Consider the following 25468-nt stretch of genomic DNA (forward strand, 5'->3'; position numbering starts at 1 on the left):
GTCGCCGCACATTCCCGCGGACACGGCAACGGATCCGGCGCGCGTCGGCGGAGTGCACAAGTAAGAGCGGTACTTCCAACAAGTACCGGAGAAGAACAGGGAGATTTGGTGTCCCAAGACTGCGAAGTCCTGGTCGTCGGCGGTGGCCCGGTAGGGGTGAAGATGCTGGCCGAGTTGGGCCATGCCGGCGTGCGGACCGTGGGTATCGAGATGTGGCCCGAGATGTGGAAGCAGGCTCGGGCGGTGCACTTCGACGCCGAGGCGATGCGCTCGTTCCAGTCGATCGGCCTCGCCGCGCAGGTTTCCGAACTGACAAGTCCGATGCGGCATTACCGGATGGAGAACGAGGCCGGGGACACCCTCCTGTCCTTCGCGACCGGGCAGTGGGAGCCGCAGGCGTGGCACGGTCAGAACCTCTTCCATCAGCCGGAGATCGACGCTCTGCTGCGTGCCGAGGTCGAACGGCTCCCCAGTGTGGAGCTCCGACTCGGAACGACGCTCCTGGAGATCGACCAGGACGATGACGGTGTCCACTGCCACGTCGAAACGGTCGACGGGACGCGTCAGACGATCACAGCGCGCTGGGTTGTCGCCTGCGACGGCGCCAACTCCACGGTCCGGGAGGCACTCGGAATCCCCGTCGAGAACCTCGGCGTGGACGATCCGTGGCTCGTCGCCGACGGGCAGCTGCACGGAGCGCTGGACATGGAGGGCGACATGGTGCTGCTGGGCCGGCACACGCGGCCGGCCCTGTTCATCCGGCTCCCCGGCGACCGTGCCCGCATCGAGCTCAAAGTGCTGCCGGGAGACGATCCGGACGAGATCATCACGCCCGCGGGAATCGCCCGGCTGAGCAAGGGCCTTCTCACGCCCGAGAACTTCACCCCCGACCGTCGCTCGATCTACACCTTCCGCGCTCGTGTCGCGGAGAGGTGGCGCGTGGGCAACGTGTTCCTCGCGGGTGACGCCGCCCACCAGGCGCCGCCGCTGTTCGGCCAGGGTCTGTGTGCGGGAATGCGGGACGTGTCGAACCTCGTGTGGAAGCTCCGGCTGGTCGCCGACGGCAGGGCGCCTGAATCCCTGCTCGACACCTATGAGTCCGAGCGCCGCCCACACGCCTGGTACTGGGTCAACGAGGCAGCCATGATGGCCAATCTCGTCCAGACCACCGACCCCGAGGTCGCCGCCCGACGAGATGCCTTCGTTCTCGCCGAACCCGAGAAGGGCTTCCCGGCCGACCCGGCTCTCGGCCCCGGCCTGCACGCCGGGTCCGTCGACCGAGAGGCCGGTCGCCTGTCGATCCAGCCGATGCTGGCGGACGGGACCCGTCTCGATGATCTCGTCGGGCGCCGGTTCCTGTTGGCTGCGTCGCCTCAACTCCTGGCGGAACTGCCCGAGTTCGTGCGTACCGCGCTGGAGAACGACCCCGAGATCGCAGTGGTCAGCTCTCCAGAACACGTCGGCGTGCTGCTCGACAGCGTGGTGTCGTCGGCTGTCCTGGTTCGTCCCGACCGATACGTACTCGGGACTGCGCAGACAACGCGGAGCCTCGAAGATCTGCTGCGCCTGCTGCCGTTCGGGTCCGGGCTCCCGGATTCACCCCTTACCGCTACTTCTGGAGTTCGTCATGTCTGAGAGTCCGATCAGTTCGGTGAGTCCGATCACGCATTTGCGGCATGTGGATATCGCGGTGCAGGACTATGAGAAGCAGGTGGCTTTCTATGAGGAGAAGTGGGGGTTGGTCAAGGCGGGGTCGGATGGTGATGTCACGTATTTCGCGGCGGAGGGTTCGCCGGAGCAGTATGTGATCCGGGTGCGTCGGGCGCAGGACAAGCGGCTGGACCTGGTGTCCTACGGGGCTGCGGACCGGGAGACGGTGGACGCGCTCGCGGTGCGGCTGGCCCGCGGGGGTGTGCGGTTGGTGGGGGAGCCGGATGAGTTGCAGACGCCGGGGGGTGGTTACGGTTTCCGGTTCTTCGATGTGGAGGGCCGCACGATCGAGGTGTCGACGGAGGTGGCGGCGCGCAGGCATCGGCGGATCGAGGAGCGTGAGGACATTCCGGTGCGGCTGTCGCATGTGGTGTTGAACTCGCCGGAGCCGGAGAAGCTGCAGGCGTTTTATGAGAAGTATCTGGATTTCCGGCTGACGGATACGAATGTGCATCCGGAGCTGGGCGGGATCATGTGGTTCATGCGGTGCAATCCGCAGCATCACTCGATGGCGATCGCGCGGTGTCCGCATGTGTCGTTGCATCATGCGTCGTTCGAGATGCGTGGGCTGGATGAGTACATGCGGGGCAGTGGCCGGCTGATGCGGGACGGTGTGCACAAGGTGTGGGGTCCGGGCCGGCACCGGGCGGGGGACAACACGTTCACGTACTTCCATGACCCGAACGGGAACACGATGGAGTACACGACGGAGCTGGAGACGCTGGACGAGGACTCCTGGCATCCGCACCTGTATTCCACGGACGATCCGGAGACGTCGGATCAGTGGGGTACCTCGAACCCGATGAACGATTTCGTGTCCCGGGAGATGTTCAACGATCCCGACCGCGGCCTGTTCACCCCACCCCCCGTATGAGACCAGGGTGGGCCGCTGCCCTCGCGTCGGCAGCCCGCCCCCCCCCACGACGTCGCCGGCCGCCTTCGGTCGGCGACGACCTTGGACGGGACCGTGCCGCACACCCTGCGAGCCGCGCCGATGCGCAGAGTCCCGTCGCCCGCCATCATCAAGAAGTCGAGGACACCATGAGCACCACACCCTTCTCCTTGGGCACCTTCGCCGAAGCAACCGGCAGTCCGTTCCCCGGCATTGTCGTGGACGGAAAGGTGTACGACACCCGGACCGTTCTGCCCGAAGCCGCCACCACCCGGGACCTGCTCGCCGACTGGGAGGCGGCGCTCGAAGCGCTTCAGTCTCTCGCTGACGCGCCCGAGGCCGGCCTGGGGCGGCCGGTCGGCGACCTGCGGGTGCTGGCACCGGTCCAGCCGCCCGGGCAGATCATCGCCGCCGGCGCCAACTACCGCGAGCACGTCATCCAGATCACCGTGGCACACCGCCTGGGCAAGGCCGACGCCACCCCGGAGGAACTGCGCGAGCAGGCCGCCCGCGAGGTCGACGAGCGCCGGGCGAACGGTGATCCCTATGTGTGGGTCGGCGCCCCCTCGGCCATCAACGGCCCCTACGACGACGTCGTTCTGCCCTCCCTCGGCGAGAACCACGACTGGGAACTCGAACTGGGCGTGATCATCGGTCGCGAGGCGCGAGAGGTGAGCCCCGCCGAGGCACTCGACCACGTCGCGGGCTACACCATCTGTAATGACATGACGACGCGCAGTCTTGTGCCCCGCCCGGAGATCCCCATGATGGGCACGGACTGGATGCGCTCCAAGAACCAGCCCGGCTTCTACCCCACGGGGCCGTACGTGGTGCCCGCGCGCTTCGTGTCCGACCCGCAGGACCTGGACATCACGCTGAAGCTCAACGGCAAGGTCATGCAGAAGGGCAACACGGGCGACATGATCTTCGACATCGCCTCGCTCATCTCGTACGCCTCCCACCGCCTGGTCCTGCAGCCGGGCGACATGCTCATCACCGGCTCGCCGGAGGGCAACGGCTCCCACTACGGGCGGTTCCTGCGTGCGGGCGACGTGATGGAGAGCGAGATCACCGGCCTCGGTACGCAGCGCACCGTGTGCAGCTAGGCATCGCCTATGACGTCCCTGCGGGGCCACCCCTCGGTGGCCCCGCAGGGACGGCTCGATCAACAACTGCAAAGGAGAATCATGTCTGTTGGTGCCAAGACCGACTCCCTCCAGTCACCCGCAGGCCGGTCGACGGGCGGCATCGTCGGGCTCCTGGCCACGGCCACCGGACTGTGCGTGGCCAACCTCTACTACGGGCAACCGCTTCTCGACGCCATCGGGCGAGGGCTGCACACCTCCTCGTCCACCGCGGCTCTCCTCATCACGCTGACACAGGCGGGTTACGCGGCAGGGCTGCTCCTGCTGTTGCCCCTCGGTGATCTCGTCAACCGGGCGAGATTCGTGCCGCTGATGGCACTGACGACCGCGGTCGCCCTGGCCGCGATGGCGCTCGCCCCTTCCGCCCCGTTGTTCCTGACCGCTGCCACCGTCGCCGGCGTCGGCGCGTCGACCGCGCAGGTCCTCGTCCCGTTCGCCACCGAACTCGCGCCGCCGCACCACCGCGGGCGAGTGGTCGGAACGATCGCGATGGGATTGCTGCTCGGTTCCGTCCTGGCCCGCACCGTGGCCGGCTACCTCGCCGATTTCGCCGGCTGGCGCACCGTCTACGGCGCGGCCGCCGTGGCGATGGCCCTTCTCGCACTGGTCCTGCGGCTACGGATGCCGGTCGTGACGTCATCCTCCGAACGGATCGGCTATGGAGCACTGCTGGCTTCCACGTTCCGCATCATTGGACGGGAGCCGGTGCTCCGCGTACGCATGATGCTCGGTGGTCTCAGCTTCGCCGGGTTCTCGGTGCTGTGGACCGCACTGACGATGCTGCTGAGCGGAGCGCCGTACCACTACTCGGTCGGCACCATCGGCCTGTTCGGACTGCTCGGCGCCGTGGGCAGTCTCGTGGCCCGGCCCGTAGGCACGCTCACCGACCAGGGCCGCGGAGGCTTGTTGACCACGCTCAGCTGCCTGCTGCTCGCCGTGTCCTGGGTAGTCCTGTTCTTCGGGGACCACCACATCGTGCCGATCATCATCGGAGCAGCGGTCTTCACTTTGGCCGTGCAAGGACTTCAGGTCGCCAATCAGAGCCGCATCTACCAGTTGAACACCGGTGCGCTGAGCCGCGTCAACTCGGCCTACATGACGGCGTACTTCATCGGTGGCGCCATCGGCTCCGCACTCACCAGCGCGGTGTACGCGGCGGGAGAATGGTCCGGGGTGTGCGTGCTGGGTCTGGCACTTGGCGTACTGACGGTGCTGGTCTGGGCATTCGGCAGTCGCGCCGAACGGCGCCGCCCCGCACCACCGACCACATCAGGTGCCACCGCGCGCCGGAGCAACTCGAGGCGCCACCGCGCGGGTGACGGCGGTGGGCGGTAGCCCGATCAGCGTGGTAGCGGCCAGCAGGAAGAAGCCCGCGCACACCAGCAACCCGGTGCCGAGGCTTCCGGCGGATGCCAATGAACCGAGCAGGAACGGCGCGCAGGCTGATACGCCGCGTCCCACGTTGAAGCAGAGACCCGCTCCGGTGGCTCGCACCTCGGTGGGGAAGAGGCCGGCGAGGTAGCCGCCGAAGAGGCCGAAGAAGGAGGTGCAGATCCCGAAAGCCGCTACTGATCCGAGCAAGAAGGCGCCTGGGGACTGCGTCACGGTCACAGCGAGGAGAACTCCGCTTCCGAGGAGCGCGGTCGCCACGACGCGCCGGTGCCCGTGACGGTCCGCCAGGTACCCGAAGACATTGCACCCCGCGAAGTTCCCCAGATTCAGAACGATCATGAATGTGGCGATCTCGGAGACACTGAGCCCATGGTCTGCCCCCAGGAAGGTGGGCAGCCAGGTCGAGGTCCCCCACCATCCGATCAGAGCGAAGGTGGCCAGCAGCGTTCCGAACAGGGTGACCCGTAGGAGAGCGCGATCGAACACCTGGCGCGGGCCGCCCTTTTCGGCCGCACGCACGGGAAGCCGACGATGTGCGATCCACTCCTTGGACTCGTCGAAGGCGAATCCGACGACGAGCAGGGGCAGCACGGCGCCGAGGCCGCTGACGAAGAACAACATGCGCCAGTCGGGCAGGAGCGCAGGGGCCAGCACGGCGGCGAGCAGGCCACCGACCGGCGACGAACTCAAGGCGAAGCACGTGGCGCGGCCACGCAGCCGCTGCGGCCAGGTCTCCACCACGTAGGCCGACACAGCGCTCCAGACGCCACCGAGGCCGAGGCCCGACAGGAACCTCAGCAGCAGAATCGTCCAGAATCCCGGAGCTGCGGCGATGGCCGTGGTGAACATGCCGAAGACGGCCAGTGACATCATCAGTGCCCGCTTGCGGCCGTACCTGTCAGCGATCCGTCCCAAGGTGATGCTGCTGACGCCTATGCCGATCAGCGTGGCCGTGGCCAGCAGTCCGCCCTCGGCGAGCGACAGCCCGAGGTCCTCCCGGATGTGAGGCAGCGCGAGGGCGAGGATCGCCAACTCCAGCGCGTCGAACATGTAGGCCAGGAATGAACCGCCGAGCACAGTCCAGCGCTCGGATGTTGATGACATGTCAGTCCCCTCGCGGTGCAACGTCGTAGGTGCCGGGCAGGTCGTCCTGTCGCTGTGTGCAGGTGTCGGCCGCCCGGCGTCGGCTCGGCGACCGGGCAGGCGGGCATGGCAGGGCAGCGATCACGTGCGGGCAGGACCAGGTACGGACGGCGGCGGGCGCGGGCGACGGTGGTTGCACCGTCGCCCGCGCAGTCGTGCGTCGATGGGTCACACCGGGAGGCCGCCGGGAGAAGTGCGTTGTGTCGGCAAGATAAGCACCGTCGAAACGGTACGTCTAGTATCGGTGCAGCCCCGATTGGGCGGACTCATCGAATACTGAAGTCTCCGTCTGCCGGGTGCGTCGGTCCGTCCGCGAGCGTGCGGCGGCAGTAATCGGCGAAAGCCTGAGCCCGGCGCGTGAGTTTCGCGCGGGTCGGCCTGGCGAGGAGTACGGGCATCTCCGGCACCTCCTCCTGGATCGCGCATTCGGCCAGTGGGATTCCCTCGTAGCTGATGCCGGAAGGCGGCCGTTGAATCAGAAGCGAGTAGCCGAGCCCCCGCGCGACCAGGGACCGCACGGTCTCGAAGCTGCTGGTCGTGTGCCGGACCGTGGGCCGCACGCCGAGCGATGCGAGCAACTGAGTGAAGTAGTGACGGCTCGGCGGATAGTCGAGAAGGACCATGGGCTCGTCCGCGAGGTCGTGCAGGCTCACTGCCCCCTGCCCGGCCAGCGGGTGCGTGTGGGGGAGCAGTACGTGAGGGCGGGTTCGGTAGAGCGTCTCGTGGTGCACGCCCGGTTGCAGGTCGAGTTCGTAGAGCAGTGCCATCTCGCACGTTCCGTCCAACAACCGCTCCTGCAGCTCCACTTGTGAGCCCTCGACGAAGTTCAGCTCGACCGTCGGGTGTTCCGCGGCGAAGCCCTGCAACAAGCCCGGCATCAGGAACGGGGCCAAGGTCGTGTAGCAGCCGACGGTGAGGTCACCCGAGAGCTGTCCGCCCAAGTGGCGTGCGCTGGAAACCAGTTCGTCCGCGTGGGCGAGCAGCGGGCGTGCATCGGCGAGCACCGCCAGGCCGGCCTGCGTGATGGTCAGCCCCTTGGCCTGTTGCCGGAGGAACAACTGGACGCCGAGCGTGCGCTCCAGCTCACTGATGGCCAGCGCGACGGTCGACTGCGAGATGTGCTCGCGTGCCGCGGCACCCGAGATGGTGCGCATCTCCGCTGCCGCCACGAAGTACCGAAGCTGTCGCAGGGAGAGCGTCATCGTCCATACCTCAGGATTCCTGTGGTTGTTTCCGATCATTTAATGGATTCCAGGGTATTCCCTGCTCGCGGCCCTGTGCAGGACAGTCACAGCATCCCGATGTGGCACACATCCCATGTGAGGAGCCGCTATGCCCATCGCAACGAATCTCACCAACAGGGACCTGTACGCCGATCCGTACCCCGTGTACCGCGAGCTCAGGAAGAACGAGCCATGGGCCTGGTCGGACGGACTCAACATGTGGCTCGTCAGCCGTTACGAGGACGTCGTCTTCGTGGACGAGCACCCCGAGATCTTCAGCGCACACCAGCACAACTCCCTTGCGGAGCGCACCATGGGACGAGTCATGATCCGGACCGACGGGGACGCCCACCGCCGGCTGCGCTCCGCCGTGGACGGCCCGCTGAAGCGCCGCACCGTACGCCAGCACTGGTCGGCGGGGCTCACCGCGCACGCACGAAAACTCGCCGAAGCACTGCGGGACAAGCCGGAGTTCGATCTGGTGTCAGACTTCGCGGCACCCTTCGCCGCGCAGGCGCTGGCGAACACCGCGGGGTTGTCGGACGTGACGACCGCGCAGGTGGTCGAGTGGTCCGGTGCCTTCATCGCCGGTCTGGCCAACCATGAGGACGACCCGGCCGTCTGGGAGCGTGCCGGGCGCGCAAGGGACGAGGTGGGGGAACGGGTGCGGGAGACGATCACGCGCGTGACGGCCGCACCGGACCACAGCGTCATCTCCGCCATGGTCCACGCCGACCTCGCCGAACCGCTGTCGGCCGAGGAGATCGCCGACCAGGTGCGCCTGATGATCTCCGGTGGCTTCAACGAGCCGTGGCATGCCCTGGCCACGCTCGTCTGGCAGTTGAGCATGCGGCCCGAACTGCGCGACCGCGTTCTCGCCGAATCCGCGGCCCTCGACGCCGCCATCGAGGAGACCATGCGCTGGCTCAGCCCCATCGGCGCCCTTCCACGGCAGCTCGCCGTCGACCACACCGTCGAAGGTGTGACCCTGCGAGCAGGGGACAAACTGCTCGCACTCGCCGGGTCGGCCAACCGCGACGAGCGGAAGTTCCCCGACCCGGACGCGTTCGACATCGACCGCCCCGATCTTCAGGACCATCTGGCCTTCTCCCTCGGCGCCCACTACTGCCTCGGCACCTATCTGGCGCGCGAGCAGCTGCGCACCGCCGTACCTGTGCTGTTCGAGACGCTCACGGGTCTGCGCGTCAACGGAACGCCGAACCTGACCGGTTGGATGTTCCGTGGCCCGGACTCGGTCCGGATGCAGCACGACACACAGCAGGGAAAGGCAGCGGTTCAGTGATTCAGCTCTGCTCCGTCGAGGAACTCACTCCGGGCACGGTCACCCGCATCGCCAGGCCCGATCTTCCGGCCCCTCTGGCACTCGTCAAGGTCGGCGACCGCGTCTTCTGCATCGACGACACCTGCTCTCACGAAACGGCCTCACTCTCCGACGGCTGGCTCGACGGACACGAGGTCGAGTGTCCCCTCCACGAGTCCCGTTTCGACGTGCGGACCGGCAGGCCCGACTGCCCGCCCGCCCGGCGCTCCATCCGCACCCATGCCGTCCGACTCGTCGACGGCATCGTGTACGTGGAGGAGTCCTCCGTGGCGGCCGAGGAGCCGGCACGATGAGCACGATCGCTGTCGTCGGCGTCGGCCTGGCCGGGGTCAGGGCTGGCGAGGCGCTGCGCGCTCAAGGGCACGACGGGCGCCTCGTGATGATCGGTGAGGAGGCCGTCGAGCCTTACGACCGACCGCCGTTGTCCAAGCAGGTTCTCCTGGGAACGTACGAGGCCTGCGACATCGCGCTGACGGACACGGCGTCGCGTGCCGAGCTCGACGCCGAGTGGCTGCTCGGGACGCGCGCCACAGCCTTCGATCCGGTGACGCGTCACCTCACGCTGTCCGACGGGCAAAGCCTTCACGCGGAAGGTGTCGTCATCGCGACCGGAGCCCGCGCCCGCACGCTTTCCGGCGTGCCGGAGCTGGACTCGGTACACACCCTGCGGACGCTCGACGACGCGCGCAGGCTGCGCGACGACCTGTCCCGCCCGGGCCGGGTCGCCGTGGTGGGAGGCGGATTCATCGGCGCGGAGGTCGCCTCTGCGGCGCGTGCTCTCGGACACGAGGTGACCATCGTCGAGTTCGAGCAGATGCCGCTTCTGCGGCAGCTGGGTTCTGCCGCCGCCGGAGTCCTGCGCCGCCTGCACACGGACCACGGCGTCCCGCTGGTGACCGGCGTCAGCGTCACGGGGCTCGTCGGCCGGGACAGGGTGCAGGCGGTGTCCCTGTCCGACGGCCGCTCGCTGCCCGCGGACGTGGTCGTCGTCGGCATCGGCGCCGTACCCAACACCGAGTGGCTGGCGGGTTCCGGGGTCGCCCTGGACAACGGCGTCCTCACGGACGAGTGGTGCCGAACCACTGTGCCCGGAGTCGTCGCGGCGGGAGATGTGGCCGCGTATCGCTGTCGGGGTGGCCGGCGGTTGCGTATCGAACACTGGACCAACGCGCGCGACATGCCGGCCACCGCGGCCAGGTCGCTGCTGGCCACGCTGCGCGGGGAGGACCCCGTGGAGCAGCCCGCCCACGACCCGCTTCCCTACGTTTGGTCCGACCAGTACGACTCCCATCTGCAGATCGCCGGCCGGCCCGATGCAGACGACGCCCTGGAACTGGTCTCCGGCTCGTTCGACAGCGGCTTCGTGGCCGTGTACCGACGCGACGGCGCTGTCACCGGGGTGCTCGCCGTCGACAGCCCCAAGGAGTTCGGGCGGCTGCGGCGGGAACTCCGCGGCACCTGGGCCACTCGGTGAACCGACCTTCGAAAGGAACACAGACATGACGCATGAGGTCCGAGGTGTGGTGGCGCTCGAGAAGGGCGCTCCCGTATCGGTCGAGACCATCCTGGTGCCCGACCCGGGTCCGGGAGAGGCTCTTGTGCGGGTACAGGCCTGCGGGGTGTGTCATACCGACCTCCACTACCGGCAGGGCTCGATCGGCGAGAACTTCCCCTTCCTGCTCGGTCATGAGGCCGCGGGAGTCGTGGAAGCGGTCGGCGAAGACGTCACCGACGTCGCCCCGGGGGACTTCGTCATCCTCAACTGGCGTGCGGTATGCGGGCGTTGCCGTGCCTGCAGGCGGGGACAGCCCTGGTACTGCTTCGACACGCACAACGCGCGGCAGAAGATGACGCTCGCCGACGGAACGGAACTGGCCCCCGCCCTCGGCATCGGCGCCTTCGCGGAGAAGACGCTCGTGGCCGCGGGGCAGTGCACGAAGGTCGCCCCGGCCCGCCCCGAAGCGGTGGGGCTCCTCGGGTGCGGGCTCATGGCCGGGCTGGGAGCCGCCCTCAACACGGCCGCGATCACGCGTGGTCAGAGCGTCGCTGTGATCGGCTGCGGGGGAGTCGGCGACGCCGCGATCGCCGGAGCACGCCTCGCCGGAGCCGCTCGGATCATCGCCGTGGACATCGACGACCGGAAACTGGCCACGGCCGAGACCTTCGGCGCCACCCACACGGTCAACTCCCGCCGAACCGAGCCCGTGACGGCGATACGCGAGCTGACCGACGGGTTCGGCACGGATGTCGTCATCGAGGCCGTGGGGCGACCGGAGACCTACCTTCAGGCATTCCAGGCCCGGGACCTGGCCGGCGTCGTCGTGCTGGTCGGGGTGCCGACGCCGGAGATGAAGGTGGAACTGCCACTGCTGGACGTCTTCGGTCACGGCGGGGCGCTGAAGTCCTCCTGGTACGGCGACTGCCTCCCCTCGAGGGACTTCCCCATGCTGGTGGATCTGTACCGGCAGGGGCGTCTGGACCTGGACGCCTTCGTCACCGAGACGATCTCTCTGGACGATGTGGAGAAGGCCTTCGAGAAGATGCACACGGGTGAGGTGCTGCGGTCCGTGGTGGCGTTCTGAACGATGGGGTGTTCGCGGCGGCGTCGCTTGCCTCGGCCAGGAGTTGCGACTCGGTCTTCGGAGCGGGAGTGCGGGACGTTTGCTGCCCTACGAGTGGCGACGGCCGTCGTCAGCGTGAGGGCGCTTGGTTCATCGGCAGATGGCTCCTCGTCTTCTGATGGGAACGGACTGCTGATGGGAATGACGCCGGTGATCAGCCCCCGGACGGTTCGGGCGCGTGGGCGTCCTCCACTGCTGCCGCGTCACCGATCACCGCCATGATGCGGGCGACCTGGTCGGCGTAGTGGTCGATGAACTCCTCGGAGCCCGGATCCTGCTGGGTGAACTCGCGGGTGATCGAACGCAGGGCGACGGGGGCGACCGAGGCGGCGAAGAAGACGAGGAACAGAACGCCGACGTCGATGTCGCCACGGAGCTCGCCGCGTGCCTGGCGCGCGCGGAGTTCCTCCACGCACTTCAACAGCTCGGCGGCCCGCTCGTCCCCGGCTGGCGACGGGACGTCGGGCTGCTCGCGTGCCAGTCTGTGCACCCACCCCGGGTCGTCGTGCGCCAAGTGCACGTACCGCCGTGCGACCTTGTCGATAGACAGGTCGCGGTTGACCGGCATGGCCGTCGACGGCCATCGGTCGCTCAGCGCCTCGTGCAACCCGCGCTTACCGCCGAAGTAGTAGGTGATCAGCTGGTGGCTGACTCCGGCGGCCTCGGCGATCCGCACCACCCGGGCCCCTTCGAACCCGTGGGTGCCGAACTCTGCACCGGCAGCGGCCAGAATGGACCGCCGTGTCCCCACCGGGTCGCGCTGCCGGCCGGGATCACTGGGCTGCCTGCGCTGCTGCCGCTTGCCGGACCGTGCCGCCTGCCTGCCCGCTGCCTTCTCCTGCGCTGCCACGCCGTCGACCCTATCCGGCGGCTGTTTCCGTCACCGAGCAACGATCCTGTTGACCAGGAGTCCGCGCCGCTCGGTCAGATCGAGAACGAGACGGTCCCCGCGTGGCCGACACACGCAGGCGAACGTGCACTCATTCGCAGCCCGTTGGTGACGTGAGAGGTTGGTCCCGGTGGCCCAGCTGCTGTGCGGTGACCGGTGGCGGGAAGGTCCCGCCGGTGCCCCTGCTCGGACACCCTCGCCTACAAGGTCAGGCCCGCCCTGTACGGGAACAGCGGGTTCTCCGTGTCGTTGGGGACATCGGGACGGGAGGCCGCCACGGCCTCCATGGAGCGCGGGAGCTCAAAGGGCAGCCGTCCTTCCGGCTTGGCCTTGCCGAAGGCGATATCCAGGAGTGCGGTGTCGCTCGCCCCGTAGTCGGCGACGAGGGCTGCGGCGCGTTCGGCGATCTCCGGGATGACGGCCGCCCGCTCCAGGTTGATGCAGACGACCGTCGGGACCGTGGCAAGGAGGTCGAGGATCGGCTTCAGTTCCTCGGGCGTGAAGGCGAGCGTGCCGGAGTGGAAGAACGACTCGAAGGTGTTGGGACGAGGTTCGTACGGCGTGCGCAGGCGTAGTACCGCGAGATCGGCCTGCTCGGGCGCGTCCACCAACTTGCCGTACTGCGCGGCTGTTTTGGCTGTCACGTTCTCGACGTACAACTTCGGGCGACCGGTGACGGGCAGAGTGCCGCCCGGGTTGGTAAGCAGCGTCAGCGAGCGGCGCTGTGCCTTCGCACCTGCTTCGGTGAAGTCGGTGCGGCCCACCGTCTCGGCAGCCGCGTCGGCATCGACGTACGGGGCGTCGAAGAGTCCGAGGACGAACTTGTCGCGCAGGATGCGCCGCAGGGACTGGTCCAGGCGGTACTCGGGGATCCGCCCAGACTCGACGAGCTCGATGATCAGGTCCGTGCGGGATTCGCCGCCGAACTGGTCGCAGCCCGCGTCCAGGACCCGCGCCGCCTTCTCCAGTTCGGTGAGCGATTCGAGGCCCCAGGCGCGCGCCTCGTGCATCTCACCGAAGATCTCCGCGTCGCTGATCAGGCCCCAGTCGGTGCAGACGATGCCGTCGAAACCGAGGCGGTCACGCAACAGACCTTGCACGACGCCCTTGTTGAAGCCGAAGCCGACTTCCTCCCAGTCGGTGCCGATGGGCTGGCCGTAGTACGGCATCATCTGCGCGCACCCGGCTGCGATGGCCGCCTTGAAGGGTTCGAGGTGCAGGTCGCGCATGCCGCCGGGGTAGATCTGCTCCTTGCCCCAGGGGAAGTGCGGGTCCTCGCCGTCCAGTTGGGGGCCACCGCCGGGGAAGTGCTTGACCATCGCGGACACCGACTGCTTGCCGAGCGTGTCGCCCTGGAGGCCGCGAACGTAGGCGCGGACCAGCTGCGAGGTGAGGGCCGCGTCCGAGCCGAAGGTGCCGTTCTGGCGGGACCAGCGCGGCTCGCTGGCCAGGTCGATCTGCGGGTGCAGGGCCACCCGGAAGCCGACGGCGAGGTACTCCCGGCGCACCGTGTCCGCGAACTCGTACACCAGCTTCGGATCGCGCAGGGCCGCGAGGCCGATGGGCTCGGGCCAAGCGGAGAAGGCGCCCGCGTTGAAGGACGCGCCGACGTTGTCGGTAAAGCCGTGGCGCGGGTCGGTGGAGAGCGTGACCGGGATGCCGAGGCGGGTGTCGGCGGCCATCGACTGGAGGGTGTTGTGCCAGCGCGCCATGGCGCCAGGCTCGTACGTCCCCATGAGGTTGAAGTGGGTCATGAACTGGCCCTGGAGCATGGACGTGGTGTCCAGCGGTATGACGCCGGCGTCGCCCTTCTCGATGGTGGAGCCTTCCGGCTTCATGGCGAGCATGGTGTGGAAGAGCTGGCCGGCCTTCTCGGCGAGCGTCATCCGGCTCAGGAGGTCTTCAACCCGCTGCTCCACGGGGAGTTCAGGGTTCTGGTACGGGTGGCCTTCGTTGCGGATCGTGGACTTCTGTGCCGTGGGCTTCATCGCTTGGTGCCTTACTTGGAGCTACTTGACGCTGCGAATGAACTGGACGGCGAACGCGCCGAGCACGCACGCGATACCGCCGAAGAGGAATAGGGCGCCGTAGTTCCCGCCGCCGCCGAGGGCGAGCAGGGCCGGGGCGACGATCGGGACGAGCGACTGGGGGAGCGCGTTGCCGATGTTGAGGACGCCCATGTCGCGGGCGGCCTGCTCGGGGTCGGGCAGCACGGCGGCGGCCAGCGCCACGTCGACGGAGAGGTACAGCCCCTCACCGAAGCCGAAGACCGCCAGGGCGAGCAGGAAGACCGGGAAGGAGTGCGCGAACGCGAGCAGGGCCAGGCCTGCCGCAATGATCATCGAGGAGCCGAGCACGTACGGCTTGCGGCGGCCCGAGCGGTCAGAGAGCTGCCCGCCGATGACCGAGCCAGCGACGACGGTGACGACCATGACGAGAATGCCGACGAACAGCTTGTTCGCGACCTGGTCGTCGTCGTAACCGAGGCGGTCCATCAGGAAGTACGCCTGGTAGGAAGTGACGCAGGAAATGCCGACGAACACCAGGAAGCGGCCCGCGAAGTTCCACACGAAGTCCGGGTGCTTGCACGGGCTGACCCAGAAGCTGCGCAGGAACTCCTTGAAGCTGTACGGCGCGAAGGCGCCGAGGCGGGCCGGGCGGTCCTTCATCACCGCGCACAGCGTTATTACGCCGGCGATGCCTAGCAGGCCAGGGCCGAGGAAGGCGAGCGCGAGGTGGGTGCTGAAGGCGTTCGCGAGGCCGCTGCCCGCGATCATCGACAGGGACGTCGTCATGCCGACCATGCCGGAGACCCGGGCGCGCTGATGCTCGGGCACGAAGTCTGGGATGCTGGCAGTGACGGCGGTCAGGGCCGCGTTGCCGCCGATCTGAGCGAGGGCCCAGCCGAGCATCAGCGTCGGGACATTGCCACCGAGTGCCACCACTACCAGGCCCGCGAAGGCGGCGAGCACACCGCCGAGCAGCCAGGGCCTGCGTCGGCCGAACCGGGACGTGGTGCGGTCGGAGAGGCCGCCCATCACGGGGTTGGCGATCATTGCGAGGACCGCGCCGAGGGAGAGGACCTGGCCGAGGGCGGCACCCCGGTCGCCCTCGGGGACGATCTGGGCGACGCGCAGGGCGAGGGTCACCATCACCGGGGTGAGCAGGGTGGCCATGACGCCGAACTGGGCGAAGGCGAGTCCGAAGACCAGCTTGCCGGAGGCGTTCGCCGGGGCCGGACCGGGAGCGGGGGCCGCAGCGGCCGTGGGTGCGGACTCGGGGGGTTTGGCGCTCGGGGCGACGCCGGGGAAGACAGCCATGACGGCTCTCCTGAGAGGACGGGGACGGCTTCCTTGCCGACCTGCGCGGTCAGCGTAGACGTGAAAAGCGAGTGACCAGTAGGTTTCGTTGAAGTGGCTTGAATCACACCAGGTGGGGCCTTGTCGGCCGCCCGTTAAGGTGAACCTCATGGACCGGAAGCAGGAGCGGAACCCGCGGACGAACGCGGCCAGGGGCAGCTATGCCGTCGGTGACGAACGGCGCGCGAGGATCCTGGACACGGCCGTCGAGCACTATGCCCAATGGGGTTTCCACGCCTCCTCGCTGGCCCGCATCGCCAAGGATGTTGGCATCACGCAGGGGGGACTCCTGCACCACTTCCGATCCAAGGAAGACCTTCTCGTCTCCGTCCTGGAACGCAGCGAGGAGCAGGATGTGGCGCGGTTCTTCGCGAAGGAACCCGGCAGTGTGGTGGAGGTGTTCGAGGCGATGCTGGAGCTGGCCGAGTCCAACGCTCAGCGGCCCGGCCGGACCAGGATGTTCAACGTCCTTGCTGCTGAGGCCGGTGAACCCGGCCACCCCGCCCATGACTTCTTCGTGCGCCGCTATGGCGCCGTCATCGCCAAGATCGCCGGAGCTCTCCGCGGTGACCTGGAACGCGGCGTGTTGGAGCCCGGCACTGACTGCGAAGGCGTCGCGAGTGAACTCGTCGCTGTCATGGACGGGTTGCAGCTGCAGTGGGCGCTCGCGCCTGGCGCCTACGACATGACGGGCGGGCTGCGGCGCTATATCGACCGGCTGCTGCGCTCGATCAATCGGGATGGGTCCGGTCTGCCCAAGTGACGGTGACTGGCCGCACCCGCTGCGGGCGCGGGCAGCCGACTCACTTTGTGGCGTGACTTTGCGCGCTGAAGAAGTCCCACATGATCTCGGTGGCGTCGATCTCGTGGGTGACCGGGCCGAGTCCGGGCATCTCGGGGCCGGTGGAACCGGGCCAAGTGTGGCCGCCGCCGTGCACGACATACATTTGCGTGTCTGCGCCCGTGCGGCAGCCCTTGTACGTCACCTTGTCGACGTGTGTGGAGACCTCGGCGGTGCGCGGGCCCGCCTTGCAGCCATTGAGCTTCGCCCAGGTGTGCAGGGCGCTCTCCGCCCCGTAACCCCAGTAGGGTGCGCCGCCGCCGAGGTACGGGTTCACCGGGTCGGCGTCCCCCTGGAAGGTGAGTACCGGGACGGGTGCGCCGGGCTGTGCGGTGCTTGTTCATTTCTGCGCTGGCAGCGGGAGCCGTCGGTGTTGTCTCGACGTGTTCTCGATGACGCACCATGTTGAATGCGTCGCGGTGTTTGAACCGGTCGCGAAGGGCGCCTGACCTGCGCTTTTACCCGTGCGCATTATGTACAGTGTGGGCGTTACGGGCGATATCTTGACGCCGAAATGGCGCTCGTTCTGATGGGTCGTCAGCCGCCCTGTGGAACTGGTCAGACGCTCTGCCGCCTACTTGAGTGTGGCAGGGCGTGGGGTCCTGTGACGCTAGGCGGTGCCGCTGATCCATGTGACCTCAGCTGGTGGTTCAAGGCGGCTGGTGGCCTCCTGTCGGTGCCATCGCTCGGAGAGGATCTGATCCGCAGTTGATCCGGGCACGGTGGCTGCCGACGAGGACGGGGCGCCTACTTCCGCTTCCGCGTCCGCTTTGGCTTTCGCTCAACGATCACCGTCTGAGGCGCAGCAGGCACTTCGGCGTCAGACAACGGCTCAAATTGCCCTGGAGTGCTCCTGCGCATCGCCTCGACGTACGGCGGGAGTATGAAGGTCCGTTGGTCTCGATCGATCGGAACCTCACCAAGGTGTCCCGAGGCATCCCTGGCGCCGCGCGCCCCCCGGGCGAGCACGTCGAGCGTGCCGTGGACGCGATCGACCCAGTCGCCGCGATCCAGCCTGGGATGCCAGCGTTCCTCTCCTCGCTTGCGGTCCCAGGGCGGGAAGCCAAAGGCGTATGACCAGGGAACGGCTTCCGACAGGTACCTCTGCACGTGATATCTGCCGGCGGCTTCACTGTCGCTGAGCTTCTTGAGCAGGCGGAGGAGATCGGCATCCGGCAGCGGGAGAAGGCGACTGGCCTCATCAGCACGCATTCCGGCGACGCCGCATTCGCATAGGGGGATGAGCATCCGGCCATCAGGATGCTCGAGCACATTGGCGCACAAGGGCCGGCCGCATCTGTCTTCTCCACGACGCCATCGCATAGTTCGCCCGCTCGGCAGCCCGAGGCGAGCACCTGACGTGAACGAAGCATTCGGCGCCGCAGCGTCCGGACCACGCCCACGCTTCGGCCGCGATCTCATCCCTGCCCGTCTGCCTCGCGCCCTGCTCGGCGCTCGGGACTGGGCGGGGTGTGACAGTGGGGCGAACCTCAATGGTCCGCCCTTTCAACCTGTCGTCCGATCGTCAGGCCGTGACCGGTTGAGGCACCGCGGCAGCCGGCGCTCACTGAGCGCTGACGCACACCTCGATCACCGAGACGACCTGGTCGGTCGCGGGGGAGGCGCGGCGTGCCCGGCGGGCCAGGAGGAGATCGACCGTCTCGGGTTCCGCCAGCGGCAGGTAGGTGACGCCGTCGAGGCTGAGACTGCGTACGGACCGAGGCACCAGAGCGACCCCGTGGCCGGCGGCTACGAAGACGACGAGGGTGGCCGTCTCGCCGACCTCGATCAGCGAGACCGGCTGGAACCCGGCACGCTCGCACGCGGACAGCACGCGGTCGTACATGGAGGATCGTGACCGCGAGGGATGGATGACGAACGGTTCGCCGGCCAGCTCCTCAAGGCCGATGTTCGCGCGGCCCGCCAGCGGGTGGTGCGAGGGCAGCACGGCCACCAGCGGCTCGGACCGCAGCGGTGTGACGAGCAGGTCCGCGTCTCCGGCCGCGCCGCGGACGACCGCGAGATCGTACGTGCCCGAGCGCACGCCCTCCACGAGTTCCGGGGTGAGCAGCTCACCGCGCAGGTCCAGGGTGATGCCGGGCAGCTGTGCCCGTACGGTCCGTGCGACCCGCGGCAGCACGTCGTACGTGGCCGTGCCGATGAAGCCCACCGACACCCGCCCCGCGTGGCCGGTGGCCAGCTCGCGCATGTGGATGCGGGCCCGCTCCTCCTCCGTCACCAGGGCGCGCGCGTAGTCGGTGAGCCGGCGGCCGGCCTCGGTGGGTTCGACGCGGCGCGTGGACCGGTGGAACAGGGTGACGCCCAACTCTCGTTCCAGCTGCTTGATCTGCTGTGAGAGGGCGGGCTGTGCCATGTGCAGACGGGCCGCCGCGCGGCCGAAGTGGCACTCCTCGGCGAGGGCGAGGAAGGACCGGAGCTGACGGAGTTCCATGACCCCAGCCTATCCAACTCATAAGGATGCCTTATTAATCAATGCTGACTAGGTCTTGGACGTGATGAACCCGGCGCTTCTACGGTGGGGAGTGTGACCGACAGTTACCTGTACGCAGCAGCACGAACCCCCTTCGGACGGTTCTCGGGAGCCCTCGCGAACGTCCGGCCCGACGACCTTGCCGCCCGAGTCGTCACCGGGACACTGGCCAAGACCCCCGGCCTCGATCCGGCGGAGATCGGCGACGTCGTCTGGGGCAACGCCAACGGCGCCGGTGAGGACAACCGGAACGTCGGCAGGATGGCCGTCCTTCTCGCCGGGCTCCCGACGTCGGTGCCCGCCACGACGGTCAACCGCCTGTGCGGGTCGTCCCTGGACGCCGCGATCATCGCCTCCCGCGCCATCGAGACCGGCGACGCGGACATCGTGCTCACCGGCGGCGTCGAGTCCATGACCCGCGCGCCTTGGGTCCTGTCCAAGCCCGCGAAGGCCTTCCCCGCCGGCGACATGACCGCCGTGTCCACCACGCTGGGCTGGCGCCTGGTCAACGAGCGGATGCCCAAGGAGTGGACCGTCTCGCTCGGCGAGGCGAACGAGCAGCTCGCCGACCGCTTCGACGTCCCCCGCGAACGCCAGGACGCCTTCGCGGCCCGCTCCCACACCCTCGCCGACGAGGCCTGGAACGCGGGCTTCTACGACGACCTGGTCGTGCCGGTCGCCGTGGACGCCAAGGGCGCCACGCACGACCGGGATGAGGGCATCCGTCCCGGCTCGACGGCGGAGAAGCTCGCCGGCCTCAAGCCCGTATTCCGCCCCGACGGGGTCATCACGGCCGGTAACGCCTCCCCGCTGAGCGACGGTGCCTCCGCCGTCCTGCTCGGTTCGGGTGCTGCCGCCGCACGGATAGGCGCCGACCCTGTTGCCCGGATCGCCGGACGTGGCGTGTCCGCCCTGGATCCGCAGATGTTCGGTTACGCCCCCGTGGAGGCGGCGAACCGGGCGCTCAAGGCCGCCGGGATCACCTGGTCCGACGTCGCCGCCGTCGAGTTGAACGAGGCGTTCGCCGTGCAGTCCCTTGCCTGCGTCGACGCCTGGGAGGTGGACCCTGGGATCGTCAATGCCAAGGGCGGCGCGATCGCCATCGGCCACCCGCTCGGCGCGTCCGGCGGCCGACTGCTCGGCACCCTCGCCCACCGGCTGCGCGAGTCCGGCGAGCGCTGGGGCGTCGCGGCCATCTGCATCGGAGTGGGCCAGGCACTCGCCGTGGTCCTGGAGAACGTGACCGGGAGCAACCGATGACCACTCAGATATGCGCCGACGTGGACGAGGCTGTGGCCGGGATCGAGGACGGCTCCACCGTGCTCGTCGGCGGCTTCGGCATGGCCGGCATGCCGGTCGACCTGATCGACGCGCTCATCCGCCAGGGCGCCAAAGACCTCACTGTGGTCTCCAACAACGCGGGCAACGGCGACACCGGACTCGCCGCGCTGCTTGCCAAGGGCCGCGTCCGCAAGGTGATCTGCTCCTTCCCGCGGCAGGCGGACTCGTGGGTGTTCGACGAGCTGTACCGCGCCAGCCGGATCGAGCTCGAGGTGGTTCCGCAGGGCAACCTCGCGGAGCGCATGCGGGCGGCGGGGGCCGGCATCGGCGCCTTCTTCTGCCCCACTGGCGTCGGCACCCTGCTCGCCGAGGGCAAGGAGACCCGCGTCATCGACGGCCGAACCTACGTCCTCGAGTACCCCATCAAGGGCGACGTCGCTTTGATCGGCGCCCACCGCGCCGACCGTATGGGCAACCTCGTCTACCGCAAGACCGCCCGCAACTTCGGGCCGGTGATGGCCACGGCGGCGACCACGGTGATCGCGCAGGTCCGCGAGATCGTCGAGACGGGCGAGATCGACCCGGAAACCGTCGTGACCGCGAGCATCTATGTCGACCGAGTGGTGCAGGAGGCGGCACGCGCATGAAACCCACGAGCCACGTACTGAAGAACGATCAGGGCCCGCTGAGCAAGCACGACATCGCCGCCCTGATCGCGCGCGACATCCCCCAGGGCGCCTTCGTCAACCTGGGCATCGGTCAGCCGACCCTCGTTGCCGACCATCTGCCCGCCGCCTCAGGTGTGGTCCTCCACACCGAGAACGGCATGCTCAACATGGGGCCCGCCGCGCAGGACGCCCAGGTCGACCCCGACCTGACCAACGCGGGCAAGGTTCCCGTCACCGAACTGCCCGGGGCCGCGTACTTCCACCACGCCGACTCCTTCGCCATGATGCGCGGCGGCCATCTCGACATCTGCGTCCTCGGCGCATTCCAGGTCTCGGCCCTCGGCGACCTGGCCAACTGGCACACGGGCGCGCCCGATGCCATCCCCGCCGTCGGCGGAGCCATGGACCTGGCGATCGGCGCCAAGAAGGTGTTCGTGATGATGACCCTGTTCACCAAGGACGGCACACCCAAGCTGGTTTCCGAGTGCAGTTACCCCCTCACCGGTCTCGGCTGCGTCGACCGCGTATACACCGACCTCGCGGTCTTCGACATCACCCCCCAAGGAGTGCGCGTCGCGCAGACCTTCGGCATCACGCCGGACGAGCTCGCCGCACGCCTGGACATGCCGCTGACTGTCGTCGAGCAGTGATGTGCGGGTGATGGACCGCCGTCGCGGAACATGCGAGGTGCGCACAGCAGGCGTCAGTCCGCAATGGTGACCAGCACCCGGCCGCGCCCGACGGCCTCAACCCGCTCGTGAACTTTGGCGATATCCTGAAACGGCTGGCGGTCGCCGATGTCGACGGTGAGGGCGCCCACGGGTTCAGCTGCGTACCGAGCGGGACCTGGAGCGCGCTCAAGACCTGTTCCGGCTGAGCTACGCCGCGGCGTGACGGAGCAGGAGCCGGCACACGTGACGCGTGGCGGTGACGTGATGGATCGTGGCAGTGCTGCCTTTCGACGGGCGGTCAGGAAGTGGCGGTGGAGCTACAAGTATTCGGCGGATCCCCGGTTTCGGTAACCGGGGATCCGCCGCTATATTGCCGCCGCCTTCCCGCGTGGCCCTGAATGGACTGCTGCTGCTCTCGGTTCTCTGCTGGCGTCGGCTTCCGGTGTCGACCCCGGCCTTTCTCCAGCGCGGGGCGATCCCATTCGGCGGCTTTCTGTTCGGCCGGCTGCGGCGGGTACAGCACGGTCTTGGCCTCGGCGAGATCGCTGACCAGGCTGACCGTCTCCCACTCGGTTCCGTCCCATTCCTGGATCACGCGGGGTGCGTCGGGGGCGACGTGTTGCCCGCGGTGCGGCCCTTCGGTCAGCGGCACCGCGCGACGCTTGCCCTTCGAGGCGTTCTGACGTTCCTCGCGTCGCCGTGCCCAGTCCTCCAGCGACTCCTGTTCGTCGTGCATCTCAGCATCGTGGCGCAGATGTGATGGCCGCGGCCACCGGCTTGGCCAGACGTCACCGTGACCTCGCCGAACCGGCGCGTGTCTGCGCATCGCCTCCCCGTCCGTCGATGAGCTGCCATCTGGCCAATCGACGGACGTGGTGGGCAGTTGAGTGCCCCAAGATTTCACCGTCGTGCAAGAAGGTGTCTCAGGTTGCCCGTCGTGATGCCTCGATGGAGCGGCAGAAGATGTTGACGATGTTGAGATCGAAGTCACTGCTCATTGTCGGACCAGCGCGATCATGCGTAGATCTGGATGACTCATCGGAGCGAAGGCCATGATGCGTACTTGGATCTCCTGGCCGTCGTGAAAGGGCAGGGAGAAGCCTCGGACCTCCCCGTCTGGATGCGCCTGTGCCAGACGATCGGCCCAGAGCTCACGCGCTTCGTCGTTGCCGTCCAGGATGTCGTCGCGGAGTTGTAGGAGCTCTGGAACGTCGGGATGCGTGGCGATCGCGAAGCGGATCTGCGCGAGGAAGGGGACGGCCCAGTCACTACGCCAGTTGACGAGCTGGTCCCGGGCCTCCGGATACAAGAAGGCGAAGCGCATTAGGTTCGGCTCGTAGGGCAGCCAGGGGAACCAGTCCTCCTGGGGCTTGTTATGGGCGACGATGTCCCACCAGAGGTTCGAGACATAGGCCGGATGAGGCAGGAGCGCGTCGAGCACTGACTGCAGATTCGCATAGGACGCGGGGTCCGGCGCTGTCCGGGGCGGCGGAGGCGCGTGGCCGAGCGCGAGCTGGAAGAGGATGACGCGCTCGGCTTCCTTCAGCCGGAGAGTCATGGCCAAGCGCTGGACGAACTGTTCCGAGACGGGGCGCGGGCTGCCGCCCTCCAGCTGGCGATACCAGGAGCTTGCGACGCCGGTGAGAGAGGCGACCTCGTCCTGAGTCAGCCCGGGTTTCAGGCGCCTGCGCGTGGAATCGATGCCGGTGATCCGCCTGTGGTCGATCCGTTTGCGCCACCGCTTGAGCAGGGGGCCCAACTCCGGAGAAACCGCGTGCTTGGACGGTGTATGGGCTGTGTCACTCATGTGCCGAATCCACCGCTTCCCGCGTATGGAGAATTTGAGGTTATGTCCGACTATTTTTGCTGGTTGACGTGTGCTAAGAGCGACATTCTGGACGTGTGCGGAGTGTCGAGGGTGCGACAGACCGAGTAGCGCCACTCTTGGTGGCGGAAGTGGCTGTGCAGGATTACTCATGCAAAGAATGTGTGAGTGAGGGAGCTGGGCAGCCGTGGTGTTGCGATGGCGTTCCGCCAGGTCTGAATCGGTACCGAGCCTCGGATCGGAGCAGGCTTCCGAGGAAGTGGCGCGGCCGGTCCCACGTGAGCGGTCGAGCGGACGTGGTGTGCAGGTGTGGACCACCCGTGAGCTGGAGAAGCGTATTCGGCGCTTGCTGCGTTCTCTTGATGTTCAGCCGCCGCTGAGCGTGCCGGATCTGTGTAGGGCCCTTGCGCGGCACAGAGGCCGGCACATCGAATTGCGGGCCTTTCCGCTGCGGGCCGATGGCCCGCTCGGGGCATGGCTGGAGACACCGCAGGCAGACGTGATCGTCTTCCAGCGGGAGACGACAGCGCACCACCAGGACCACATCGTCCTGCACGAGCTGGGACACATCCTCGCCGACCATCCTGGACCGCCGGGCGGTGCCGTGTGGGAGGCCCTGCTTCCTGGGCTTGGCGCGGACGCGATACGACGTGCGCTCCTTCGCTGCTCGTACGGGACCAAGGAGGAGCAGGAGGCCGAGCTTGTCGCCACGATCGTGGGGGAGTGGGCGGCGATCTTGGATCACGTCACGCCGGCGGTGCAAAGTGATGACCTGTCAGTCCGCCGGGTGCAGTCCGCTTTGGGTGATCATGCAGGGTGGCTGTAGTGGCGTTCGTCTTCCTCGTCTGCCTCGGCGTGGCCGTGGCGTGGAAGTGGTACCAGCTGTCGAAGGCGCCGAGTGATCGACCCCTGCGGTCCGTCACTCTCTGTCTGACGTGTGCGGCCGCGTCGTACCCGGTCGCCATGCCCGGGGGAGCGACTGGCCTGGATACGGTCGCCGGCCATGGCGCTGCAAAGGTCGCTCAGAATCTGCTGCTGCTCGCCACGGTGTACTTCCTGATGTGCTTCTACCTGTACGCGGCCGCGGACGAGCGCCGTGGCCGCCGCCGGGCACGGGCCGAGGCCGCCCTCGTGCTCGTGGTCGGCACCGCCATCACGGCCGCCGCAGCAAGCGTCCCGCACCACGAGCTGGCAGGCAGCTTCGCCACAACCGACATGACAGTGTGGCAAGTTGCCTTCTTCTACGCAGTGGCCGGCGTGTATCTGATGTACGCGCTGACGGTCGCCGGCCTGTGGACCCGCCGGTACGCACGACTGTCCATGAGGCCGCACTCGACGGGCCTGTGGGCCGCCGGAGCGGGCATGGTCGGTATGGCGACCGCTTGCGCGATGCGTGCCGTCATCGTCGCCGCGCGATGGCGCGGAGTGGCGGTCTCCGACTCGGTCTTGCTCTGTGTAGCGCTGATCCTCGTCTGCTCGAGCCTCCTGTTCGTCGTCGGTATCACCTACCCTGGCGTACGCACTCGGCTGTCGCTGTGTCGGTTGTGGCTACGACACCGGCGCGAACACGCTCGCCTCGAACCGCTCTGGCTGTTGATGACCGAGGCCGCGCCGCACGTGGTACTCAAGACCGACTCACGTTCGCGCTGGGACCAGTGGCGAGCGCGTGGCGTCCACCGTAGGCATCACCGCCGGTTCGTCGAGTGCCGCGACGGCCTGGTCGAGATCAGCCCGTACCTTGAACCGAATCCGCGCAGCGATGCGGTGTCGCCCGAGACGAACGTTGACCGGGTGGCTGAGCAACTCCGCGCAGCCGGGTACTCCCGTCGGAGTGGCGTACCGACGAACGCAGCCACGCCCACGACGCCTGCTCTGCCGGGCCCGCGCAGCCGGGAAGCTGACGTGCAAGAGCTCCTCGCCCTGTCCGATGCCCTGCGCTCCACCAACTGACCCGCAACACGAGGAGAACCGCGTC

Annotated in this window: 24 protein-coding genes; 14 read left to right on the forward strand and 10 right to left on the reverse strand. The window is 68.0% G+C overall.

Going from position 1 to position 25468, the window contains the following annotated elements:
• Positions 1-108: 108 nt before the first annotated feature.
• The 4 genes from OHO83_RS38105 to OHO83_RS38120 all read left to right on the forward strand — a co-directional run bounded on the left by OHO83_RS38105 (position 109) and on the right by OHO83_RS38120 (position 5082).
• On the forward strand, positions 109-1635 hold the full coding sequence (locus tag OHO83_RS38105) for a bifunctional 3-(3-hydroxy-phenyl)propionate/3-hydroxycinnamic acid hydroxylase (RefSeq protein ID WP_330280479.1): 1527 nt from the start codon (positions 109-111) through the stop codon (positions 1633-1635).
• The gene (locus OHO83_RS38110) at positions 1628-2584 is read left to right on the forward strand and encodes a VOC family protein (RefSeq protein WP_330280458.1); all 957 of its coding nucleotides are present in this window, start codon (positions 1628-1630) and stop codon (positions 2582-2584) included. Before OHO83_RS38105 ends, OHO83_RS38110 begins: the two co-directional genes overlap by 8 nt.
• Before the next feature lie 167 nt (positions 2585-2751).
• A complete protein-coding gene (locus tag OHO83_RS38115; protein ID WP_266667618.1) occupies positions 2752-3708 on the forward strand; it encodes a fumarylacetoacetate hydrolase family protein in 957 nt (318 codons plus the stop codon).
• A gap of 81 nt (positions 3709-3789) precedes the next feature.
• On the forward strand, positions 3790-5082 hold the full coding sequence (locus OHO83_RS38120; protein ID WP_266667616.1) for an MFS transporter: 1293 nt from the start codon (positions 3790-3792) through the stop codon (positions 5080-5082).
• Here the strand turns inward: OHO83_RS38120 and OHO83_RS38125 are convergent.
• A complete protein-coding gene (locus OHO83_RS38125) occupies positions 5017-6243 on the reverse strand; it encodes an MFS transporter (RefSeq protein WP_266667614.1) in 1227 nt (408 codons plus the stop codon). The two genes, OHO83_RS38120 and OHO83_RS38125, sit on opposite strands and share 66 nt — an antisense overlap.
• A gap of 305 nt (positions 6244-6548) precedes the next feature.
• Positions 6549-7484 (reverse strand): LysR family transcriptional regulator, encoded by a 936-nt coding sequence (locus tag OHO83_RS38130; protein WP_266667612.1) that lies wholly within the window; start codon positions 7482-7484, stop codon positions 6549-6551.
• 130 nt (positions 7485-7614) lie between these two features.
• Here OHO83_RS38130 and OHO83_RS38135 point away from each other — a divergent pair, with 130 nt between their 5' ends.
• The 4 genes from OHO83_RS38135 to OHO83_RS38150 are packed head-to-tail and all read left to right on the forward strand — an operon-like array spanning position 7615 to position 11429.
• Positions 7615-8808 (forward strand): cytochrome P450, encoded by a 1194-nt coding sequence (locus OHO83_RS38135; RefSeq protein WP_266667610.1) that lies wholly within the window; start codon positions 7615-7617, stop codon positions 8806-8808.
• Positions 8805-9140, forward strand: a complete 336-nt coding sequence (locus tag OHO83_RS38140; RefSeq protein ID WP_330280480.1) for a bifunctional 3-phenylpropionate/cinnamic acid dioxygenase ferredoxin subunit — start codon at positions 8805-8807, stop codon at positions 9138-9140. Before OHO83_RS38135 ends, OHO83_RS38140 begins: the two co-directional genes overlap by 4 nt.
• Positions 9137-10321, forward strand: a complete 1185-nt coding sequence (locus tag OHO83_RS38145) for an NAD(P)/FAD-dependent oxidoreductase (RefSeq protein ID WP_330280481.1) — start codon at positions 9137-9139, stop codon at positions 10319-10321. The genes OHO83_RS38140 and OHO83_RS38145 overlap by 4 nt, the downstream gene beginning before the upstream one ends.
• A gap of 25 nt (positions 10322-10346) precedes the next feature.
• Positions 10347-11429, forward strand: coding sequence for an S-(hydroxymethyl)mycothiol dehydrogenase (locus OHO83_RS38150; RefSeq protein ID WP_330280482.1), 1083 nt, complete (start codon positions 10347-10349; stop codon positions 11427-11429).
• Positions 11430-11622: 193 nt separating this feature from the next.
• On the opposite strand, the gene OHO83_RS38155 is transcribed toward OHO83_RS38150, so the two are convergent.
• The 3 genes from OHO83_RS38155 to OHO83_RS38165 form a co-directional block, all read right to left on the reverse strand.
• Complete coding sequence (locus OHO83_RS38155) at positions 11623-12318, reverse strand: TetR/AcrR family transcriptional regulator (RefSeq protein WP_330280483.1); 696 nt, start codon at positions 12316-12318, stop codon at positions 11623-11625.
• Between the two features lie 239 nt (positions 12319-12557).
• Complete coding sequence (locus OHO83_RS38160; RefSeq protein ID WP_330280484.1) at positions 12558-14345, reverse strand: glycoside hydrolase family 3 protein; 1788 nt, start codon at positions 14343-14345, stop codon at positions 12558-12560.
• A 21-nt stretch (positions 14346-14366) separates the two neighbouring features.
• Complete coding sequence (locus OHO83_RS38165; RefSeq protein WP_330280485.1) at positions 14367-15677, reverse strand: MFS transporter; 1311 nt, start codon at positions 15675-15677, stop codon at positions 14367-14369.
• 148 nt (positions 15678-15825) lie between these two features.
• Here OHO83_RS38165 and OHO83_RS38170 point away from each other — a divergent pair, with 148 nt between their 5' ends.
• Positions 15826-16479 (forward strand): TetR/AcrR family transcriptional regulator, encoded by a 654-nt coding sequence (locus OHO83_RS38170; RefSeq protein ID WP_266667599.1) that lies wholly within the window; start codon positions 15826-15828, stop codon positions 16477-16479.
• 40 nt (positions 16480-16519) lie between these two features.
• Here the strand turns inward: OHO83_RS38170 and OHO83_RS38175 are convergent, their stop codons facing one another.
• From OHO83_RS38175 to OHO83_RS38185, 3 genes are all read right to left on the reverse strand, one after another.
• Positions 16520-16834, reverse strand: coding sequence for a hypothetical protein (locus OHO83_RS38175; protein ID WP_266667597.1), 315 nt, complete (start codon positions 16832-16834; stop codon positions 16520-16522).
• Positions 16835-17304: 470 nt separating this feature from the next.
• Entirely contained in the window at positions 17305-17829 is a 525-nt protein-coding gene (locus OHO83_RS38180; protein WP_330280486.1) for a hypothetical protein, read from the reverse strand.
• A 292-nt stretch (positions 17830-18121) separates the two neighbouring features.
• A complete protein-coding gene (locus OHO83_RS38185) occupies positions 18122-19009 on the reverse strand; it encodes a LysR family transcriptional regulator (RefSeq protein WP_330280487.1) in 888 nt (295 codons plus the stop codon).
• 93 nt (positions 19010-19102) lie between these two features.
• On the opposite strand from OHO83_RS38185, the gene OHO83_RS38190 reads away from it, so the two are divergent.
• The 3 genes from OHO83_RS38190 to OHO83_RS38200 are packed head-to-tail and all read left to right on the forward strand — an operon-like array spanning position 19103 to position 21647.
• Positions 19103-20308, forward strand: a complete 1206-nt coding sequence (locus OHO83_RS38190; protein WP_330280488.1) for a thiolase family protein — start codon at positions 19103-19105, stop codon at positions 20306-20308.
• Positions 20305-20976 carry a 3-oxoacid CoA-transferase subunit A gene (locus OHO83_RS38195; RefSeq protein ID WP_330280489.1) on the forward strand — a complete coding sequence of 224 codons (672 nt, stop codon included), beginning with the start codon at positions 20305-20307 and terminating at the stop codon, positions 20974-20976. Before OHO83_RS38190 ends, OHO83_RS38195 begins: the two co-directional genes overlap by 4 nt.
• Positions 20973-21647 (forward strand): 3-oxoacid CoA-transferase subunit B, encoded by a 675-nt coding sequence (locus OHO83_RS38200; protein ID WP_330280490.1) that lies wholly within the window; start codon positions 20973-20975, stop codon positions 21645-21647. Before OHO83_RS38195 ends, OHO83_RS38200 begins: the two co-directional genes overlap by 4 nt.
• 319 nt (positions 21648-21966) lie before the next feature.
• On the opposite strand, the gene OHO83_RS38205 is transcribed toward OHO83_RS38200, so the two are convergent.
• On the reverse strand, positions 21967-22404 hold the full coding sequence (locus OHO83_RS38205) for a DUF6087 family protein (RefSeq protein ID WP_330280491.1): 438 nt from the start codon (positions 22402-22404) through the stop codon (positions 21967-21969).
• Between the two features lie 258 nt (positions 22405-22662).
• Positions 22663-23475 carry a helix-turn-helix transcriptional regulator gene (locus OHO83_RS38210; RefSeq protein ID WP_330280492.1) on the reverse strand — a complete coding sequence of 271 codons (813 nt, stop codon included), beginning with the start codon at positions 23473-23475 and terminating at the stop codon, positions 22663-22665.
• Between the two features lie 325 nt (positions 23476-23800).
• On the opposite strand from OHO83_RS38210, the gene OHO83_RS38215 reads away from it, so the two are divergent.
• Both OHO83_RS38215 and OHO83_RS38220 read left to right on the forward strand, forming a co-directional pair.
• Positions 23801-24319, forward strand: coding sequence for a hypothetical protein (locus OHO83_RS38215; RefSeq protein WP_330280493.1), 519 nt, complete (start codon positions 23801-23803; stop codon positions 24317-24319).
• On the forward strand, positions 24319-25443 hold the full coding sequence (locus tag OHO83_RS38220; RefSeq protein ID WP_330280494.1) for an MAB_1171c family putative transporter: 1125 nt from the start codon (positions 24319-24321) through the stop codon (positions 25441-25443). Before OHO83_RS38215 ends, OHO83_RS38220 begins: the two co-directional genes overlap by 1 nt.
• Positions 25444-25468 lie beyond the last annotated feature (25 nt).

The organism is Streptomyces sp. NBC_00569, assembly GCF_036345255.1.
GTDB lineage: Bacteria > Actinomycetota > Actinomycetes > Streptomycetales > Streptomycetaceae > Streptomyces.

Excerpts from the sequence above, each read along its gene's own strand:
- OHO83_RS38125 (WP_266667614.1), bottom strand. The coding sequence starts at position 6,243 with ATGTCATCAACATCCGAGCGCTGGACTGTGCTCGGCGGTTCATTCCTG.
- OHO83_RS38150 (WP_330280482.1), top strand. The coding sequence starts at position 10,347 with ATGACGCATGAGGTCCGAGGTGTGGTGGCGCTCGAGAAGGGCGCTCCC.
- OHO83_RS38165 (WP_330280485.1), bottom strand. The coding sequence starts at position 15,677 with ATGGCTGTCTTCCCCGGCGTCGCCCCGAGCGCCAAACCCCCCGAGTCC.
- OHO83_RS38205 (WP_330280491.1), bottom strand. The coding sequence starts at position 22,404 with ATGCACGACGAACAGGAGTCGCTGGAGGACTGGGCACGGCGACGCGAG.
- OHO83_RS38170 (WP_266667599.1), top strand. The coding sequence starts at position 15,826 with ATGGACCGGAAGCAGGAGCGGAACCCGCGGACGAACGCGGCCAGGGGC.
- OHO83_RS38200 (WP_330280490.1), top strand. The coding sequence starts at position 20,973 with ATGAAACCCACGAGCCACGTACTGAAGAACGATCAGGGCCCGCTGAGC.
- OHO83_RS38145 (WP_330280481.1), top strand. The coding sequence starts at position 9,137 with ATGAGCACGATCGCTGTCGTCGGCGTCGGCCTGGCCGGGGTCAGGGCT.
- OHO83_RS38135 (WP_266667610.1), top strand. The coding sequence starts at position 7,615 with ATGCCCATCGCAACGAATCTCACCAACAGGGACCTGTACGCCGATCCG.
- OHO83_RS38110 (WP_330280458.1), top strand. The coding sequence starts at position 1,628 with ATGTCTGAGAGTCCGATCAGTTCGGTGAGTCCGATCACGCATTTGCGG.
- OHO83_RS38130 (WP_266667612.1), bottom strand. The coding sequence starts at position 7,484 with ATGACGCTCTCCCTGCGACAGCTTCGGTACTTCGTGGCGGCAGCGGAG.
- OHO83_RS38120 (WP_266667616.1), top strand. The coding sequence starts at position 3,790 with ATGTCTGTTGGTGCCAAGACCGACTCCCTCCAGTCACCCGCAGGCCGG.
- OHO83_RS38185 (WP_330280487.1), bottom strand. The coding sequence starts at position 19,009 with ATGGAACTCCGTCAGCTCCGGTCCTTCCTCGCCCTCGCCGAGGAGTGC.
- OHO83_RS38210 (WP_330280492.1), bottom strand. The coding sequence starts at position 23,475 with ATGAGTGACACAGCCCATACACCGTCCAAGCACGCGGTTTCTCCGGAG.
- OHO83_RS38160 (WP_330280484.1), bottom strand. The coding sequence starts at position 14,345 with ATGAAGCCCACGGCACAGAAGTCCACGATCCGCAACGAAGGCCACCCG.
- OHO83_RS38115 (WP_266667618.1), top strand. The coding sequence starts at position 2,752 with ATGAGCACCACACCCTTCTCCTTGGGCACCTTCGCCGAAGCAACCGGC.
- OHO83_RS38195 (WP_330280489.1), top strand. The coding sequence starts at position 20,305 with ATGACCACTCAGATATGCGCCGACGTGGACGAGGCTGTGGCCGGGATC.